Below are 17,778 nucleotides of genomic sequence, written 5' to 3'. Positions count from 1 at the left end.
TCATTGCAGGGCGCGGGCAGCGCCGAGGATCACGTCTTCGGACGGGAGCTTGCCGATGCCGGCCATGCCCTCGGCGGCGCACTCGATGTCCATCCAGCGCACGATGCCGTCGCGATCGATCATGAACATCGCCTTCAGCTGCGGCCATTGCCGATCGATATCGGCCAGGTCGGCCGGCGTGTAGACGTAGCCGTCGAGTTCCTGCAGCACCCTGCCGGCCTCGGGGATCGGCAGCGGCTCGGGCAGTTCGCCGGTGGGGTTGATCCGGGTGGTCTCCATCTCCTGCATCATCGCCGGCGTCGGCTCGGGCTTCGGCACCCTGAACGCGCGGTGCGTCGTCAAATCGGGGTCGGACGCCAGCCGCAGCCGCGTCGGCCTGAACTTGAAATACAGCCGCGCGTTCTCCGGCGCCGTCGCCACCACGGCCAGGCTCTCGACGCCCAGCGCCTTGAGCTTGCCCTCGAGCGCGCCGAGCTGGACGATCTGTCGTCGGCAGAACGGACACCACAGGCCGAGCATCAGCGAGAGGAACAAGGGGCTGCGCCCGCGGTAATCGGCGAGCGAAACGGTCTCGGGCCCGGCCACTGCCGGCAGCGCGAAATCGGGGGCGGGTTCGCCCGGCATCACGGGTTGACTCATCGCGGATGTCATGTCGAGGCTCCTTCCGGCAGGTTCAACAGAGGAACGGAAGCACCATCAGGGCGTCGGGCTCGAGGCCGGCGCGTTCGCAAACCGCCTGCGCCTTCGCGAGATAGGCCTCGGCCTCGGCCGGGCGCCCAGTGTCGAGATACAACGTTGCCAAACCATCGTAGCAGGGAAAGAGCAGTTGAGGCTCGTCGACCTGCTCGGCCAATTGCAACGCCTCCCGGTACCACGCGAAGGCGCGCGCATGATCGCCATGGCACTGGTGGATCTGGGCCAGCACGATCAGCGGCACCGCGAGGTGATCGAGCAGCCCGAGCCGGCGGTCCAGGCTGGCTGCGGCGTGCGCCGCCGCGATGCCCTCGGCGTCGCACCGATTGGTCAGCGCGCAGTAGGCCACCGCCAGGTTGGCATACAGCCGCGACTGGAAGCCGAGGTCACCGACCTTCTTGGCGGTTTCGAGTCCGCGCAGGCAGGTCTCGATGCTGCGCTGCGGATCGAGCGACGCGTACAGCACGCCCAGGTTGGTGTAGCCGCGGCAGGCCGCCTGCAGAAGGTTGTTGGCTTCGGCCTCGGCGACGCTGCTTTCGATATGCCCCACCGCCTCGACCGGCCGCCCCAGGCGCGCCAGCGCGATGCCGAGCGTGTTGCATGCCTCGGCGCGCACGACGTTGGCCTCACGCGTGCGCCCGGCGGCATCGGCGGGCACCTCGGCCAGCGCGCGCTGCGCCAGCGCCAGGGCGGTGGCGTTGTCGCCGGCACGAAAGGCGAGCCGGCCCATCTCCTGGAACAGGTGCGCGCGTTCGATCGCATCGCCGTCTTCGCCCAGGCGAGCCAGGCCGGCGTTGAAGCAGGCACCCGCGCGCTCGCGCTCGCCGGCCTCCCAGTGCAGGCCGCCGATCTTGCGCAGCAGGCGCGCAGCCCGCACCGGATCGCGCTGCCCTTCGACTGCCCGCTGCACGAGCTCGTAGTGCGCCAGCGCCTCGGCGCGCCGGCCCTGCAGGCCGAACAGGTCGCCGAGCCGCTCGCGCGCGTCGAGCTCCGCGGCCTCGACCTCGGCCGCTGCGGCAGCCGTGTCCACCGATGCCTCGGCCAGAGTGCGCAGCGCGCGCTCGTAGTGGCGGATCGCGTCGTCGTTCGCATAGACCGCGCGCGCCCAGTCGCCAGCGGCCAGCAGGTAGTGCGCGCCACGCGCCTTGTCCGGCGACAGGCTCCAGTGGTGGCCCAGCGCCTCCAGCTCGGCCAGGCGGCGCGGGCCGCGGCCTTCGCCATCGGCCGGGGCCTGCGCATCCGCGCCGAGCTCGGCTTCCAGCGCCCGGCCCGCGCGCTGGTGCAGCTCGGTGCGACGCGCCAGCAGCAGGTTTTGATAGGCCACCTCGTGGAGCAAGGCGTGCGTGAAGCGCCAGCGTTGTTCGCTGGACCCGTCGGCGCGAATCAGGTCGGCCACGGCCAGCCGGTGCAGCGCCGCCTCGGTCGACCTCGGCTCGCTCGCGATGCGCTGCAACAGCGCGCGGTCGAACTCGGCCCCCAGCACGGCCGCTTCCTGCAGCGCCCGGCGGTCCTCGGCGGCCAGCCGGTCGATGCGCGACAGCAGCAGGCCATACAGCGTGGGCGGAACATCCGGCGCGTCGCAATCTGCCGCGCACACCCAGCGCCCTTGCTTGCGCACCAGCAGGCCACGGCCGGCCAGGCTGCGCACGACTTCCTCGACGAACAGCGGGTTGCCACCGGCGCGGGCCGCGACGAAATCGCGCATCGGCGCCAGGCCGTCGTCGGCAGCAGGGGCTCCGAGCAGATGGTTCACCAGCGAGCGGGCGTCCTCGTCGCCGAGCGGGCCGAGCTCGACCGTCGAGTGCTCGGCGAGCAGGGTGCGCAGCGCGCGCCCATCGGGGCGCTGCGAGACCAGCAGCATCAGGGGCCGGTCCGCCAGCTGGTCGACGACCTCGCGCAGCAGGTCCACCGAGGCCGCATCGGCCCATTGCAGGTCGTCGATGACGACCATGACCGGCTGCCGCGCCAACCGCCGCTCGAGCAGAGCGCGCGCCGCCAGCGTGATCTGGCGCTGCAGCTGTTCGGGTTCGATGTCGCGGGGGCGGGCCTCTTGAATGCCGAGCAGGTAGTTCAGCACCTGCGCCACCGCATCGGCCTCGTCCGCATCGGCACCCAGGGCCTGCAAACCCTGTTGCAGCTTGCGCCGGGCCGCCTCCAGCGTGTCGGCCTCCTCGACGCGGTAGGCCTCGCGGAACAGCGCGCCGAAGGTGCCGTAGGTCGGCTCTCCGAGCGACGAGCAGGTGGTGCGGCGCACGACCGTCGCGGCGAACCGGCCGTCGCTTTCGAGCCGCGCGAACAGCTCGGCAAGAAGGCGCGACTTGCCCGCGCCGGCCTCCCCGATCACGCTGACGAGCTGGGCCTGGCCGCGCTGCATGCGGTCGAATGCGGCCAGCAGGCACGCGATCGCCGCGTCGCGCCCGACCAGCGGCGCCGCCAGTCCGAGTTCGGCCAGGCCGCGCGCGGAGGCCAGATCCGTGCGCGCGCCGGTCAGGCGGTGAACCCGCATCGGCTGCACCTTGCCGCGCAGCGCCAGCTCGACGGCCGGCTCGAAGGCGAAGCGGTGCCGCACCATGGCCTGCGTCGCCTCCGACACCAGCACCGTGCCCGGCTCGGCGGCCGCGAGCAGCCGCGAGGCGGTGTTCACGGTATCGCCGGTGACCGCGTAGGCGCTGCCGGCGCCCTGCCCCAGGCTGCCGGCCACCACCGCGCCGGTGTGGACGCCGATATGCAGCGTCACGGGTCGCCCGAGGCGCGCCGCCCACTGCCGGCTCAGGCGGTCCACGCGTTGCATCATTTCCTGCGCGGCCTCGAGCGCACGCAGCGGGTCGTCCTCGTGCGCACGCGGCGCGCCGAACACCGCCATCACCGCATCGCCGACGAACTTCTCGACGAAGCCGTCGTAGTGCGCGATGGCCTGCGCCATCGTCTCGAACAGCGCGTTCTGGAAGCTGCGCAGCGTTTCGGGATCGAGCCCTTCGGCCAGCGAGGTGAAGCCCGTCAGATCGGCGAACAGCACGGTGACCTGGCGTCGGTCGCCCTCTTGCTCAGAGTTGTTCTGCGCTGGATGGCGCGCCGCGCCGCAGCGCGGACAGAAGGCGAAATCCGAGTCGCTGACGCAACCGCACGCCGGGCAAAGACAGGTCGTGGCCATTGGAGCCCGATGCTGCGCCACTTCGGGCCCTTGCGCCACTGGCAAGCATGCTTGCTGCTAACCTCGACGCATGTTCAATCCCTCCCAAGAGGAAGTGCGTCGTTTCTTCTGCGACGTCTTCGCCAAGAGCCGCCAGGGCCTGCCGATGGAAGCGCTGGAAATCATCGCCAGCCGCTGGATCGACGAACACCCCGAGTACCACGCCGACCTGGTCGATGCCGATGCCGCGGTGGCGCGGGTCTACGACGGCAAGGACGGGCGCGAGAACCCGTTTCTCCATCTCTCGATGCACCTGTCGATCAGCGAGCAGTGCTCGATCGACCAGCCGCGCGGCATCCGCCAGGCGGTCGAACTGCTGGCCGCGCGCCGCGACTCGCTGCTCGATGCGCACCACGAGGCGATGGAATGCCTGGGCCGGATGATGTGGGAGAGCCAGCGCGCCGGCCGGCCGCCCGACGGCGAGGCCTATGTGGCCTGCGTTCAGCGGCGCGCCACGCGCGACTGAGCCATACCGGCCTCGCGCAGCAGCGCGATCAGCGCCTGCCGCGCGGCCAAGGGCTCGGCATCGCTGCGCAACAGCAGACCGACCGGCTCTTCGGTGCCGGGGGTGTCGATCGCCAGCCGCACCAGCTGACCGCTTGCCAGGTCGTCGCGCGCGGCGCCGATGGGCGTGAACCAGACGGCGTCGGAACGGATCAGCAGCGCGCGCGCCACCGAGAGATCCAGCGTCTGCGTCACATGCGCGGGCAAGCGCAGGCCCAATCCGGAAAGAAAGCTCTCGGTGTGGTGGCGCGGGATGGTGCCTTCTCCGTAAATGACGAGCGGATGGCGCAGCACCTCCTGCACCGAGGGCGCGCCGCTCGCCAGCGGATGGCCGGCGCGCGCCACCAGCGCCAGCGGCTCGGTGTAGAGCAGCTCGAAGGTGAGCCCCGCCATCAGCTGCGGGTCGCTCATGCGGCCGGCCACCAGGTCCAGCTCGCCCGCGCGCAGGGCATCGAGCAACGGGCCGTTGGCGCCGGTCTGCACCTGCACCTGCAGCGTGGGCAGCCGCTCGCGCAGCGCCGCCAGCGCAGCAGGCAGCAAGGACGGGGCGACGCTCGGCAGCGCGCCGATGCGCAGGCGCTGCGGGCGCGTGCCCGACGCCGGCATCACGGCCTCGGCGCTGGCATCGAGCGCTTCCAGCACGCGCAGCGCATGCGCCAGCAATTGCTCCCCGGCCACAGTGAAGCCCTGGATGCCGCGCCGGCCGGCGCTGCCGCGTTCGACCAGCCGGGCGCCGGCCAGGGTTTCGAGCTCGGCCAGGGTCTTCGATACCGCCGGCTGGCTCAGCGCCAGGCGCTCGGCCGCCCGCGCCAGATGGCGCTCCTGCGCCACCGCCACCAGGCAGCGCAGGTGCCGCAGCTGGACGCCACGGACGAAGGCTTCGGAACTGGCCGCCATCGAATTACTGTTGGTTATGAAAAATCGCCAAGACGTCAATTTACATCAGCAATGCGCATGAATAGAGTCGGGTTCATCCCCACGATCCCGGAGACAAGCCCATGACCACACTCACGCCGCGCGACTGGCCCAGCCATCCCTCCTACGTTTATTCCGGCTACAAGTCGACCGCGAAGCGCGGGCCGCTGCAGCCGCTGATTCCGCTGAAAGCTTCGCTCGGTGAACTGCGCCAGCCGGTGTACGGCCACAGCAGCATCGGCGAGCTCGACCACGACCTGACGCGCAACGCGCGCAAGAACGGCGAGCCGCTGGGCGAACGCATGATCCTCACCGGCCAGGTGCTCGACGAGCGCCGCCGCCCGGTGCGCAACACGCTGGTCGAGCTGTGGCAGGCCAACGCGGCCGGCCGCTACGTGCACAAGGTCGACCAGCACGACGCGCCGCTGGACCCGAACTTCCTCGGCGCCGGCCGCTGCCTGACCGACAACGAGGGCCGCTACCGCTTCCTCACCATCAAGCCGGGCGCCTACCCCTGGGGCAACCATCCCAATGCATGGCGGCCGCAGCACATCCACCTGTCGCTGTTCGGCGAGCACTTCGCGAGTCGCCTCGTGACGCAGATGTACTTCCCCGGCGATCCGCTGATGCAATACGACCCCATGATCACCGGCACGCCGGAGAAGGCGCGCAACCGACTGGTCTCGGACTTCAGCCTCGACGTCACGGAGGACGGCTATGCGCTCGGCTACGTGTTCGACATCGTGCTGCGCGGCGCCGACGAAACGCCCTTCGAAACCCGTTGAGCCAGGAGACACGCACCATGATGAGCGCACTCGAAACCAATTTCGGCCAGACCCCTTCGCAGACGGTCGGCCCCTACTTCGCCTACGGCCTCACGGCCACCCAGTACGGCTACGACTTCGACCAGCCTTTCGACGCAGTGCTCGCGCTCGATGGCGCGCGCGGCGAACGCATCCGGATCGAGGGCCGCGTGATCGACGGCGACGGCAAGCCCATCAACGACGCGCTGGTCGAGATCAGCCAGGTCGACGGCACCGGCGCCTATCCGAAGTCGGTCGAGGATGCGCAGGCCATCGGCTTCCGTGCCTTCGGCCGCGCCGGCACGGGCACCGATCCTCAGAACCGCTTCGTCTTCCACACCGTCAAGCCCGGCGCCGAGACGGCGGGCGAAGCGCCGCACATCAACGTGATCGTGCTGATGCGCGGCATGCTGCTGCACGCCTTCACACGCATCTATTTCAGCGATGAGGCGAAGGCCAATGCGGAGGACAAGGTGCTTGCGAGCGTACCGGCCGAGCGCAGGAAGACGCTCGTCGCCGAGCGCAGCGAGACGGGCGGGGCCGTGACCTATCGCTTCGACATCCACATGCAAGGCCCGCAAGAGACCGTCTTCTTCGATGTATGAACGACGGCTGACAACAAAAAAGCCCGAGAGGCTGGACAAAAACAAAGCCCGCTTGAAAGCGGGCTTTGTCCTTCTGTGGTGTGCGCTTCCTATTTGGCCCGGTGGATGCGCGATTCCGGCACCGTCTTCAATTCGCCCGGCAGCGAGCTGATGTAGCTGGCCAGTTCCTTGAGTTCGGCATTGCTGAACTTCTTGGCCTGGCCGCTCATCACGCCGTTGGAGCGGCCGATCTGCAGGTTCTTGTCGACCTTGTAGGACCTCAGCGCCACGTAGAGGTAGTCGGCATGCTGACCCGCCAGCTTGGCCACCGTGCCGTCGTTCGGGGTGTTGAAGTTGACGCCGTGGCACTTGGTGCAGGCGTTGTCCTTGTCGCGCGAGATGAGGGCCTGCACGCGTTCGCTCGGCTGCTTGACGGCGGTGGCCGGCGGCGCGTCGCCTTCCTGCACGCCGAGCTGGCTGTAATAGGCGGCGAGGTCGGCGATGTCCTGCTCGCTCAGCGTGTCGGCGATGGCGCGCATGGTCGGGTGCTTGCGGTCGCCGCCCTTGTAGGCTGTGAGCGCCGAGGCGATGTAGGTGGCGCTCTGGCCCGCGATCATCGGGACCTTGTGGATCTCAGGGAAGCTGGCCTGGTAGCCGATGATGCCGTGGCAGCCCACGCACATCGCCACTTTCTTCGAGCCGTTTTCGGCATTGCCCGTGATCTTCTGAGCTTGGGCCGAGACCGTCACGCAAGCGACAGCGAAGGCAAACATCGTGGTCAACAACTGGTTCATTTTGCGCGCACAATCTCGTGGAGATACAGATTTCAGATCAACTTTTGATTATATGCGGGGGCCCTCTGCGGTCCCATGCGTGAAGCACCGGGCGTTGCGCGTCGCAGTTGAATGATGTGTCATTTCATCCACCCTGCTCCACGCCACTCATGAAATTCAAGGGTTCCGACAACTACGTCGCCACACAGGATCTGATGCTCGCGGTCAACGCCGCCATCACGCTCAAGCGCCCGCTGCTCGTCAAGGGCGAACCCGGCACCGGCAAGACGATGCTCGCGGAAGAAGTGGCGCAGGCACTCGACCTGCCGCTGCTCCAGTGGCACATCAAGTCGACCACCAAGGCCCAGCAGGGCCTCTACGAATACGACGCGGTGAGCCGGCTGCGCGATTCGCAGCTCGGCGACGCACGCGTGAAGGACATCCACAACTACATCGTCAAGGGTGTGCTGTGGCAGGCCTTCACCTCCGACGAGCCAGTGGCGCTGCTGATAGACGAGATCGACAAGGCCGACATCGAATTCCCGAACGACCTGCTGCGCGAGATCGACCGCATGGAGTTCTACTGCTACGAGACGCGCGAGCTGATCCGCGCCAAGCACCGGCCGGTGGTCTTCATCACCTCCAACAACGAGAAGGAGCTGCCCGACGCCTTCCTGCGCCGCTGCTTCTTCCACTACATCAAGTTCCCCGATGCCGACACGATGAAGAGCATCGTCGCGGTGCATTTCCCCGGCCTCAAGCAGGAGTTGCTGGCCTCGGCCATGAAGACCTTCTACGACGTGCGCAACCTGCCGGGCCTGAAGAAGAAGCCTTCGACCTCCGAGCTGCTCGACTGGCTCAAGCTGCTGGTGGCCGAAGACATTCCGCTCGAGGCGCTGCAGAGCAAGGACGACAAGGTCGCGGTGCCGCCGTTGGTGGGCGCGCTGCTCAAGAACGAGCAGGACGTGACGCTGTTCGAGAAGCTCGTCTTCATGCAACGCCACAACCGATGAGCGAAGACCGCCAACCCACCCGCCAGTTGCTGCTGCTTGGCGTGGCACAGGCGGTCATGTTCGTCGTTGGCGCGCTCCTGGGCCGCTGGCTCGGCCTCGCGCTCGGCTTCGACGCCCTGGGCAACGGCGGCTACAGCAACAGCGCCATTGCCGGCATCCTGCTGATCGGCCTCGGCGGCGGTGGCGGCGTGCAGATCGCGCGCGCCTGGTACACGCGCAAATACGGCTCTCCGAGGAGTTGACGATGGGGTTTGTCGAGCCAGTCACGCTCAGCTCGCGCGGCATCGCGCTGGTGCCGCTCGCGCTGGCGCACGAAGAAGGCCTGCGCGCCGCAGCGGCCGACGGCGAGCTGTGGAAGATCCGCGTCACCTCGGTGCCCGAGCCGCAGGACACGCGCGGCTACATCGAGAGCGCACTGCAGATGCGCGAGGCCGGCAACCGCTTCGCCTTCGCGGTGACCGACGAAGCGAGCGGCACCGTGCTCGGCTCGACGAGCTATCACGACATCCTGCCCGCGGTGAAGCGCGTCGAGATCGGGTACACGTGGTACGCCAAGCGCTGCCAGCGCACGCACGTCAACACCACCTGCAAGCTGCTGATGATGACGCACGCCTTCGATACCCTCGGCTGCCACGTTGTCGGCTGGCGCACGGACAATTTCAATCACGCGTCGCAGCGCGCCATCGAACGCCTCGGCGCAAGGAAGGACGGCGTGATCCGCGGCCATGCCCTACGCCGCGACGGCACGATCCGCGATACGGTGATGTACAGCCTGCGATCGGGCGAGTGGCCCGAGGTGCGCGCCCAGTTGCTCTATCTGCTGGACAAGCCGCGTCCCGAACCCAAGGAGTGATGCGCCATGCTGATCGACTTCTTCTACACCCTGCGCTCGGCCAAGCTGCCGGTCTCGGTCAAGGAATACCTGACCCTGCTCGAAGCGCTGCAGGCCGACGTGGTCGGCCCGAACTCCGACGATGCCTTCGGCCTCGACGACTTCTACTACCTCTCGCGCACCGCGCTGGTGAAGGACGAGAAGCACTACGACAAGTTCGACCGCGCCTTCGCCGCCTACTTCAAGGGCGTCGACCTGGTGACCGACTTCACCAAGGAAGTGCCGCTCGACTGGCTGCGCAAGACGCTGGAGCGCGAGTTCACGGCCGAGGAGAAAGCCAAGATCGAGAAGATGGGCTGGGACGAGCTCATGGAAACGCTCAAGAAGCGCTTCGAGGAGCAGAAGGAACGCCACGAAGGCGGCAGCAAGTGGATCGGCACCGGCGGCACCTCGCCCTTCGGCCACGGCGGCTACAACCCGCAGGGCGTCCGCATCGGCGGCGCGGGCAAGAACAAGAGCGCGGTCAAGGTGTGGGACCAGCGCGCCTACAAGGACTACGACGACAGCCAGGAACTCGGCACGCGCAACATCAAGATCGCGCTCAGGCGGCTGCGCAAGTTCGCGCGCGAGGGCCACGAGGACGAACTGGACCTCGACGACACGATCCGCTCGACGGCGGCCAACGCCGGCTATCTCGACATCAAGATGCGGCCCGAGCGCCACAACAACGTCAAGGTGCTGCTCTTGATGGACGTGGGCGGCACGATGGACGAGCACATCCAGCGCGTCGAAGAGCTGTTCTCGGCCGTCAAGACCGAGTTCAAGCACCTTGAGTTCTATTACTTCCACAACTGCGTCTACGACTTCATGTGGAAGAACAACCGGCGCCGCTTCTCCGAGAAGTTCGCGACCTGGGACATCATTCGCAAGTACAACAAGGACTACAAGCTGGTCTTCGTCGGCGACGCCACCATGAGCCCCTACGAGATCCTGCAGCCGGGCGGCAGCGTCGAATACAACAACGAGGAAGCCGGCGCCGAGTGGATCCAGCGCCTGACCCACGCCTTCCCGAAGTTCGCATGGATCAACCCGGAGCCGCAGGGCGTGTGGCAATACCGGCAAAGCATTGCCGTGATGCAACAACTCGTGTCGCATCGCATGTATCCGCTTACTCTCAAGGGCCTCGAAGAGGCCATGCGGCTGCTGTCAAAATAGCCCCTCGCACGCAGCAAGCACGCGGCGGGATAGGCCATCCGCAGGGCCGAAAACGCGTAAAAAAGTTGTCACAACGTTGAGACCTCAGGTTACAGTTAACACCTAAGGATTCAAATATGGCGTTTTGTTGACGCTGCGTCCGCAGGAGGTGTGCCATGTCTGCCGTGCTTTCTTTTCCGCTGGACTCCCCGGTACTCGAGCAGCCTTTGGCCGGCGCATTGCTGGAAGCGCGATTCCAGCCACCGGCCGATTTCATCAGCATCCGCGGCGTGCGCCTGCCGCGTGCCGAGCTCGTCGACCGCTCCCTTTTTGCACCCGAGCAGCGCGAACGCCTGCACCAGAAGTTGCTGGCCGCCTCGCCGTTCCCGCACCTGGTTCTCGAGAACATCTTCCACCCGGCCCTGCTGGAGCTCGTGGCCGAAGAGTTCGACATGCTTCCCGGCGGCGGCTGGGCCGACATCAAGACCCAGTACGAATCGACGCGGCGCTCGGTGCTCGGCGTGGCGCTGGGCCCGGCCTCGCAGCTGTACTTCGACATCATCAATTCGGGCTGGTTCATCGACTGGCTCTCGTCGCTCAGCGGCGTCGACTACCTGCTGCCCGATCCCAAGCTGTTCGGCGGCGGGCTGCACGAAAGCAGGACCGGCGCAACCTTCGCCGTGCACCGCGACTTCAACCGCCACCGGCATCTGGGGCTGAAGAACGAGATGGTCTTCATCACCTACCTCAACAAGGGATGGGACCCGGCCTGGGGTTCCGGGCTCGAACTCTGGGACAAGAAGCAGGACCGCTGCGTGACCACCGTGCAGCCCGAGTTCGGCCGCACCATCGTGCTGCCGCACGGCCCCGCGAGCTACCACGGCCACACCAAGCCGCTGCAGGCGCCGGACGGCCGGCCGCGCCGTTCGGTCGCCGCCTACTACTACACCAGCCCGCTCGCCGGCAAGCAGCACGGGGACGAATCGGCCTCGGTCTTCATGAAGACGCACCGCGTCGACCGCGTCAAGGCGCTGGCCCGCATGCTGACGCCCCCTGTGGTCTGGCTGCTGGCGCGAAAGGTCAGCGGGCGCGCCTGAAAAAGGAGCCCCGCGCTCCCCCGCCCGTCGAGGGCGCCCTGCGCATGCTGTCAAAATGGCCGCATGCTCAGGGTGGTTCGCTCTCTCGCGCCGGCGTGGATGCCGGCGTTCTTTTGTGCAGGCACCCTTCTGTTGCAAGGGTGCAGCCTGCTGCCGAAGAGCGAGCCGGCGGAAACGCAAACTGCCGCGAGCCCGGTAACCAGCAGCGACAGGCCGGCATCGCAGCGCGATGCGTTCGCGGTGGAGGTGAAGGCGCCCGACACCGTGCGCGACTACCTCGTGCGCCACCTCGAAATCCAGCGCTACCGCCAGCTCGACGACCTCGGCGCGGCCGAACTCTCGCGCCTGATGGTGGCCGCCGAAGGGAACGCGCGCGAGCTGCTCGGCACCCTCGGCTACTTCACGCCCACGCTCACGCTGGAACTGCGCGAGACGCCTGAAGCCAAGGCGCCGCGCGAGGTGACGATCACGGTCGAGCCCGGCGAACTTACGCGCGTCGCCAACGTGCAGATCGGCTTCGGCGGGCCGATCGAGAGCGACGCCACGGCCGAGACCCAGCGCGACACGATCCGCACCGACTGGCCGCTGCGCGCCGGCCAACCCTTCACCCAGCTGGCCTGGGACAACGCCAAGGCCGCCACGCTGCGCAGTCTGACGGCCAAGCGTTTCCCCACCGGCAGCATCAGCGCGAGCCGCGCCGAAATCGACGCCGACCGCAGCGAGGCCAAGCTCAGCCTCAACTACCAGTCCGGCCCGGCCTACCGCTTCGGCCCGCTGGACGTGCGCGGCAGCGAGCGCTACGACGCCGACGGCACGCGCCGGATCGCGCGCATACCCACCGGCAGCGACTACGACCAGCAGAAGCTGCTCGATGCGCAGCAGCGCCTCGCGAGCAGCGGCTACTACGACTCCGTCTTCCTGACCCTCGACACCGACGGCACCAACCCGCTGTGGGCGCCGGTCATCGCCCAATTGCGCGAAGCGCCGCTGCAGAAAGTGGTGCTGGGCGTCGGCTTCACCACCGACAGCGGGCCGCGGCTGTCGATCGACCACATCCACAACCGCATGCCGCTGCTCGGCTGGCGCGCCGTCTCCAAGCTCTCGGTGGACCGCGAAACCAAGTCGCTGGGCACCGAGTGGAACGCGATCCCCGACGACAAGGGGTGGCGCTTGTTCGGCTCGGGTCTGCTGAAGAACGAAACCTCCGGCAGCTACAAGGTCGACAGCGGCCGGCTGCGCGGCGGACGCAGCAAAGCCGGCGACCACATCGACTTCAACTACTTCCTGCAGTACGACTACACGCAGAACCGCGGCATCGCCGCACCGCCGTCGGCCTCGGCGCTGAGCGTCAACTGGGGCTGGACCGGCCGCTACTTCGACAACGCGGGCGCACCGACGCGCGGCCACGGCCTGGCGCTGGAGCTCGGCCTCGGCTACACGCTGACCGGCGAGCACCTGCCCTTCACGCGCGTCTACGGGCGCTGGCTCGGCATCGTGCCGCTCGGCACCGTGAAGAGCGACGACGGGACTCAGGCCCGCAGCGGCCGCATCCAGCTGCGCGCCGAGGCCGGCGCCGTGGTGGCCCAGGATCGCGCGCAGATCCCCTCCACGCTGATGTACCTGACCGGCGGCGACACCACGGTGCGCGGCTACAGCTACCGCCAGATCGGCACCGTGCGCAGCGACGGCCAGATCGTCGCCGGCCGCTACCTCGGGGTCGCCAGCGTCGAATGGCAGCGCCCCTTCGTCTATCGCGGAAAGATGACCGAATGGGAGAGCACGGTGTTCGTCGATGCCGGTGCCGTGGCCGACAAGCCCGGCGAACTCAAGGCCAAGGTCGGCGTCGGCGTGGGCGCGCGCTGGCGCAGCCCGGTGGGACCGGTGCAGGCCGACCTGGCCTACGGCGTGGACACGAAGAGATTCAGGCTGCACCTGCGGCTGGGCTTCACCTTCTGAAATGCAGGAACAGACGCAGTCCCCCGCCCCGCCGCCGAAGCGCTCGCTCGGCCGCCGTGCGCTGCGCGCACTGGCCTGGAGCCTCCTCGGCCTGGTCGTGCTGGTGGCGGCGCTCACGGCCGGCGCCTGGTGGTGGCTGGGCTCGAACGAATCGCTGGCCTTCGCGCTCGCGCGCGCCGCGCGCTACCTGCCCGCGGGCCAGACACTGGAAAGCCGCGAAGTCACGGGCTCGCTGCGCGCGGGCGGGCGCATCGGCTGGCTGCGCTGGCAGAGCGAAGCGCTGGCGGTGGAAGTGCACGAGGCGAAGATCGGCTGGCAGTTGGCGCCGCTGCTGAAGCGCAAGGTGCAGCTCGGCGAAGTGCATGCGGCGCAGCTGCTCATCGAGCGTCGCGGCCCGGTCGACGACAAGCCGCTCGAGCCCCTGGAGCAGATCGTGCTGCCGGTCGAGGTCGAGCTGCCCTTCCGCATCGACGAACTGCGCTGGGCCGGCCCGCCCGCGCTGCAGGCCACCCAGCTGGCCGGCAGCTACCGCTATGCCGGCGCCGAGCATCAACTCGAGGTGAGCGGCGTGGACATCGCCGACGGCCACTACAGCGCGCGCGTCAAGCTGCAGGGTCCGGCGCCGATGGCAATCGATGCCGCGCTCGACGGCCGGGTGCGCGCCCCGCTGGCCGAGGACCGCGGCATCGACGTGCTGGCCCAGGCGACGGTGAAAGGCACGCTCGCCGGCGCCGATGCGCGGCTCGCGGTGGCGGCGCAACTGAAGCCGGCCGAAGACAGCACGGCGGCGCCGATGCAGGCGCAGCTCGACGCCCACATCGCGCCCTGGCTGCCGCAGCCCGTGATCGACGCCAAGGCCGATCTGCAGAACGTCGACTTGGCCCGCCTGTGGCCCGAGGCGCCGGCCACGCTGCTGAGCGGCAAGGTCGAGGCCGGCCCCGACGCAGGCAGCACAGGCGCCGCCACGGTCTGGCAGGCCAGCGCCGACATCCGCAACGCCGAGCCCGGCCCCTGGGACACCGGCAAGCTGCCCGTCGAGCGGATCGAGGCGCGCGCCAGCTTCGACGGCACGACCTGGACCCTGCCCCAGGCGACCGTGCGCGCCGGCGGCGGCCGCATCGAGGCCGAGGGCCGCTGGAGCCCCGCACCCGCGCCGTGGCAAGCGCGCGCGAAGGTGCGCAGCGTGCGTCCCGGCGCGCTGCATACCGAGCTTGCCGGCGCACCGGTGAGCGGCAGCATCAATGCCGAGCAGCGCGGCGAAGCGCTGATATTCGACGTGGCGCTGCAGGCCGAGGGCGGCGCCGGCAGCAAGGCGATGGAAGGCCTGCGCCTCGACCGCGCGCTGGCGCGCGGCCAGTGGCAGGCGCAGGTGCTGGAGCTGCGCACGCTGCGCATCGAGGCATCGAACGCCAGCGTCGAAGGCAAGCTGCAGGTGCGCGTCGCAGACCAGGCCGCGAGCGGCGACTTGAAGCTCGCGATGCCGGGCGGCGGCGCCCAGGTGCAAGGCCGCATCGCGCCGGCCAGCGGCGGCGGCGAGATCAAGGCCCAGGTCGACGATGCGGCCGCGCTGCAGGCCTGGGTCGAGCGCCTGCCCGGGCTCTCGGCCGTGTTCGCAGGCATGACGGCGCAAGGCAGCGCGCGGCTCGATGCCAGTTGGCAAGGCGGCTGGCAAGCCGTGCAGCGGCGCCTGCAGAACGCCAGCGAACCGGCGCCGCGCGGCTCGGCCGAGCCCACGCTGATAGCCAACCTGTCCGTGCCGCGCCTGGACCTGCGTCTGGCGCAGCCCGCCAACGGGCCCGCGACCACCGTGCTGCTGCGCGAGCTGCGCGCCGAACTCGCCGGCAGCCTGGCGCAGGCCACGCTGGACTTGAAGGGCGAGGCCCGCAGCGGCACGCAGAAGTTCACGCTCGACACCCGCGCCAGCGGCGGCCTGGAGCGGGCGAAGCAGTGGCGCGTCGCGGTCGCCAGCTTGCGCGCGCAGATGCAGGACAGCGCCGCCGCCAGCACCGGCCCCTGGACCGTGGAGCTGAGCCGCGCCGTCAGCGCCACCCTGCGCAGCGGCACGGCGGACCGCCTCGACGTGGAGGCCTCCGCCGCGGCCGCCACGCTGCGCGGACCGGCGCCCGGCACCCTGCGCATCGAGTGGGAACCCCTGCGCTACAGCCACAGCGGCGGCGCCTCCAACCGCGCCTTCCGCCTGCAATCGAAGGGCCGCCTGCAGGGCCTGCCGATGGCCTGGGCCGAGGCGCTGGGCGGTGGCGCCGCGCTGGCCGAGGTCGGCATCAGCGGCGACCTGCTGTTCGACGGCGACTGGGACATCGATGCCGGCGATGCGCTGCGCGCGCGCGCCCGGCTCAGGCGCGAAAGCGGCGACATCCGCGTGCAGGCCGGCGAGGCCGCGCTGGTCACGCGCATCACGAGCCGCGGCACCGGCAGCGCGAGCGAACGCAGCATGAACGCGGCGGGCGATGGCCCGAGCACGCCGGCCGGCCTGCGCCAGGCCGAGCTGCGGCTCGATGCCGAGGGCGATACCGTGCGCGCCGGCCTGGCCTGGGACAGCGAGCGCGCCGGCCAGATCAACGCCGAAGCCAGCACGCGCGTGCAGCAGCGCGCGGGCGGCTGGCAATGGGCGGCCGATGCGCCGCTGGCCGGCCGCGTGACGGCGCGCCTGCCCAATCTCGGCGTCTGGTCAATGCTGGCGCCGCCGGGCTGGCGCGTGGCCGGCACGCTGGAGGCCGACGCCGCACTCTCTGGCAATCGCGCGCTGCCGCGCTGGAACGGCACGCTCGGCGCCGACAAGCTCGCGCTGCGCGCGCTGGTCGAGGGGCTGGACCTGCGCGACGGGCGCCTGCGCGCGAAGCTCACCGGCGAGCGCATCGAGATCACCGAGTTCACGCTCAAGGGCGGCACCGGCAGCAGCGCGCGCATCCCGGGCCAGAGCGGCAACCTCAGCACTGCGGCCAGCGAGGCCGCGAGCGATGGCGGCACGCTCTCGGCACGCGGCGAGCTCAGCTGGGGCGCGGCGCCGGCCGCCGGCACCGGCATCCGCATGGCCATGCAAGCCCAGCTGCGCGCGCTGCGCATGCTGGTGCGCAGCGACCGCCAGGTCACGCTCTCGGGCGACCTGCAAGCGCGGCTCGACGGCGGCCAGTTCAGCGTGCGCGGCAACCTCAAGACCGACCGCGCCGTCGTCATCCTGCCCGACGAGACCGCGCCCGGCCTCGGCAGCGACGTGGTGGTGCGCTCGGCCGCCAAGGACCGCGAGGCCGCCGAAGCCGCCCGGCGCCAGGCGGTGCGCGACGATGCGCAGGTGGCCAAGGCGCAGACCGCGAAGCCGCCCGACATCGCGGTCAACTTCGATCTCGGCGACGATTTCGCGGTGCAGGGGCGCGGCCTCACCACGCGGCTGGAGGGCAAGCTCGACATCCGCAGCACCGCGTTGAACGCGCCGCCGCGCATCACGGGCGAAGTCAGGACCGTCAAGGGCCAGTACCGCGCCTACGGCCAGCGGCTGGACGTGGAAACCGGCGTGGCGCGCTTCAACGGCCCCTTCGACAATCCGGCACTCGACATCCTCGCGATCCGGCCCAACATCTCGCAGCGCGCCGGCGTCCAGATCAGAGGCACCGCACAGACGCCACGCGTGCGGCTGTATTCCGAGCCCACGCTGTCGGACGCGGAGACGCTGTCGTGGGTGGTGCTGGGCCGCGCCTCGGCCACCAGCGGCGGCGAATCGGTGCTGCTGCAGCAGGCCGCGCTGGCCTTGCTGGGCGGGCTCGGCAAGGGCGGCACCGGCGGCGGGCTCGCGAGCCGCTTCGGCCTCGACGAAATCGGCTTCAAGGGCCCGGGCAGCGGCGGCGACCTGCGCGAATCGGCCGTCACGGTGGGCAAGCGCATCTCCCAGGATTTCTACGTCACCTACGAGCGCAGCCTCTCGGGCACCCTCGGCTCGCTGTTCGTCTTCTACGACCTGACCCGTCGCCTGACCCTGCGCGGCCAGGCCGGCCAGCAGAGCGGGATCGACCTGATCTACACGGTGAAGTACGACTGAACTGGTAAAGTCGCCATCGCCTTCGTCCTCGTAGTTCAATGGATAGAACGGGGTCCTCCTAAGACTCAGATACAGGTTCGATTCCTGTCGAGGGCACCACGAGACAGGATCAAGGCGTCTCACCAAACATCAGAAACCCGCACGCTCCCTAGCGTCGCGGGTTTTTCTTTGCC

The 17,778-nt window shown here is 69.3% G+C and carries 14 protein-coding genes and 1 tRNA gene; 11 read left to right on the top strand and 4 right to left on the bottom strand.

Translation table 11 applies throughout. The features are described from left to right. Positions 1–651, bottom strand: coding sequence for a peroxiredoxin family protein (locus ACSQ86_RS05400; RefSeq protein ID WP_436302914.1), 651 nt, complete (start codon positions 649–651; stop codon positions 1–3). A gap of 22 nt (positions 652–673) precedes the next feature. Then, positions 674–3,709, bottom strand: coding sequence for an adenylate/guanylate cyclase domain-containing protein (locus tag ACSQ86_RS05395; protein WP_436302913.1), 3,036 nt, complete (start codon positions 3,707–3,709; stop codon positions 674–676). Positions 3,710–3,914: 205 nt separating this feature from the next. On the opposite strand from ACSQ86_RS05395, the gene ACSQ86_RS05390 reads away from it, so the two are divergent. After that, positions 3,915–4,349, top strand: a complete 435-nt coding sequence (locus ACSQ86_RS05390; RefSeq protein WP_436302912.1) for a DUF1841 family protein — start codon at positions 3,915–3,917, stop codon at positions 4,347–4,349. Here the strand turns inward: ACSQ86_RS05390 and ACSQ86_RS05385 are convergent. Then, positions 4,325–5,284 (bottom strand): LysR substrate-binding domain-containing protein, encoded by a 960-nt coding sequence (locus ACSQ86_RS05385; RefSeq protein WP_436302911.1) that lies wholly within the window; start codon positions 5,282–5,284, stop codon positions 4,325–4,327. The genes ACSQ86_RS05390 and ACSQ86_RS05385 overlap by 25 nt on opposite strands. Before the next feature lie 101 nt (positions 5,285–5,385). On the opposite strand from ACSQ86_RS05385, the gene pcaH reads away from it, so the two are divergent. Beyond that, positions 5,386–6,087: a protocatechuate 3,4-dioxygenase subunit beta gene (gene pcaH / locus ACSQ86_RS05380; protein WP_093109586.1), complete on the top strand. Its 702-nt coding sequence runs from the start codon at positions 5,386–5,388 to the stop codon at positions 6,085–6,087. Between the two features lie 17 nt (positions 6,088–6,104). Then, positions 6,105–6,710: a protocatechuate 3,4-dioxygenase subunit alpha gene (gene pcaG, locus ACSQ86_RS05375; protein WP_436302910.1), complete on the top strand. Its 606-nt coding sequence runs from the start codon at positions 6,105–6,107 to the stop codon at positions 6,708–6,710. An 89-nt stretch (positions 6,711–6,799) separates the two neighbouring features. On the opposite strand, the gene ACSQ86_RS05370 is transcribed toward pcaG, so the two are convergent. After that, a complete protein-coding gene (locus ACSQ86_RS05370) occupies positions 6,800–7,483 on the bottom strand; it encodes a c-type cytochrome (protein WP_436302909.1) in 684 nt (227 codons plus the stop codon). Between the two features lie 149 nt (positions 7,484–7,632). On the opposite strand from ACSQ86_RS05370, the gene ACSQ86_RS05365 reads away from it, so the two are divergent. From ACSQ86_RS05365 to ACSQ86_RS05330, 8 genes are all read left to right on the top strand, one after another. Next, a complete protein-coding gene (locus tag ACSQ86_RS05365) occupies positions 7,633–8,475 on the top strand; it encodes an AAA family ATPase (protein WP_093109583.1) in 843 nt (280 codons plus the stop codon). Then, positions 8,472–8,717: a hypothetical protein gene (locus ACSQ86_RS05360; RefSeq protein ID WP_436302908.1), complete on the top strand. Its 246-nt coding sequence runs from the start codon at positions 8,472–8,474 to the stop codon at positions 8,715–8,717. The genes ACSQ86_RS05365 and ACSQ86_RS05360 overlap by 4 nt, the downstream gene beginning before the upstream one ends. Positions 8,718–8,719: 2 nt before the next feature. Further along, the gene (locus ACSQ86_RS05355; RefSeq protein ID WP_093109581.1) at positions 8,720–9,328 is read left to right on the top strand and encodes a GNAT family N-acetyltransferase; all 609 of its coding nucleotides are present in this window, start codon (positions 8,720–8,722) and stop codon (positions 9,326–9,328) included. A 6-nt stretch (positions 9,329–9,334) separates the two neighbouring features. Beyond that, positions 9,335–10,522 carry a vWA domain-containing protein gene (locus tag ACSQ86_RS05350; protein WP_436302907.1) on the top strand — a complete coding sequence of 396 codons (1,188 nt, stop codon included), beginning with the start codon at positions 9,335–9,337 and terminating at the stop codon, positions 10,520–10,522. A gap of 155 nt (positions 10,523–10,677) precedes the next feature. Then, positions 10,678–11,598 (top strand): 2OG-Fe(II) oxygenase, encoded by a 921-nt coding sequence (locus ACSQ86_RS05345; protein WP_436302906.1) that lies wholly within the window; start codon positions 10,678–10,680, stop codon positions 11,596–11,598. A gap of 63 nt (positions 11,599–11,661) precedes the next feature. Further along, a complete protein-coding gene (locus tag ACSQ86_RS05340; RefSeq protein ID WP_436302905.1) occupies positions 11,662–13,554 on the top strand; it encodes an autotransporter assembly complex protein TamA in 1,893 nt (630 codons plus the stop codon). 1 nt (position 13,555) lies between these two features. Then, positions 13,556–17,605 carry a translocation/assembly module TamB domain-containing protein gene (locus tag ACSQ86_RS05335; RefSeq protein WP_436308595.1) on the top strand — a complete coding sequence of 1,350 codons (4,050 nt, stop codon included), beginning with the start codon at positions 13,556–13,558 and terminating at the stop codon, positions 17,603–17,605. A gap of 24 nt (positions 17,606–17,629) precedes the next feature. After that, positions 17,630–17,704 (top strand) — tRNA-Arg (locus tag ACSQ86_RS05330). Positions 17,705–17,778 lie beyond the last annotated feature (74 nt).

Source organism: Variovorax sp. LjRoot130, assembly GCF_964253755.1.
GTDB lineage: Bacteria > Pseudomonadota > Gammaproteobacteria > Burkholderiales > Burkholderiaceae_C > Variovorax.
The sequence above is the reverse complement of the archived record's forward strand: the minus strand, read 5'-3'. Positions and strand labels throughout refer to the sequence as shown.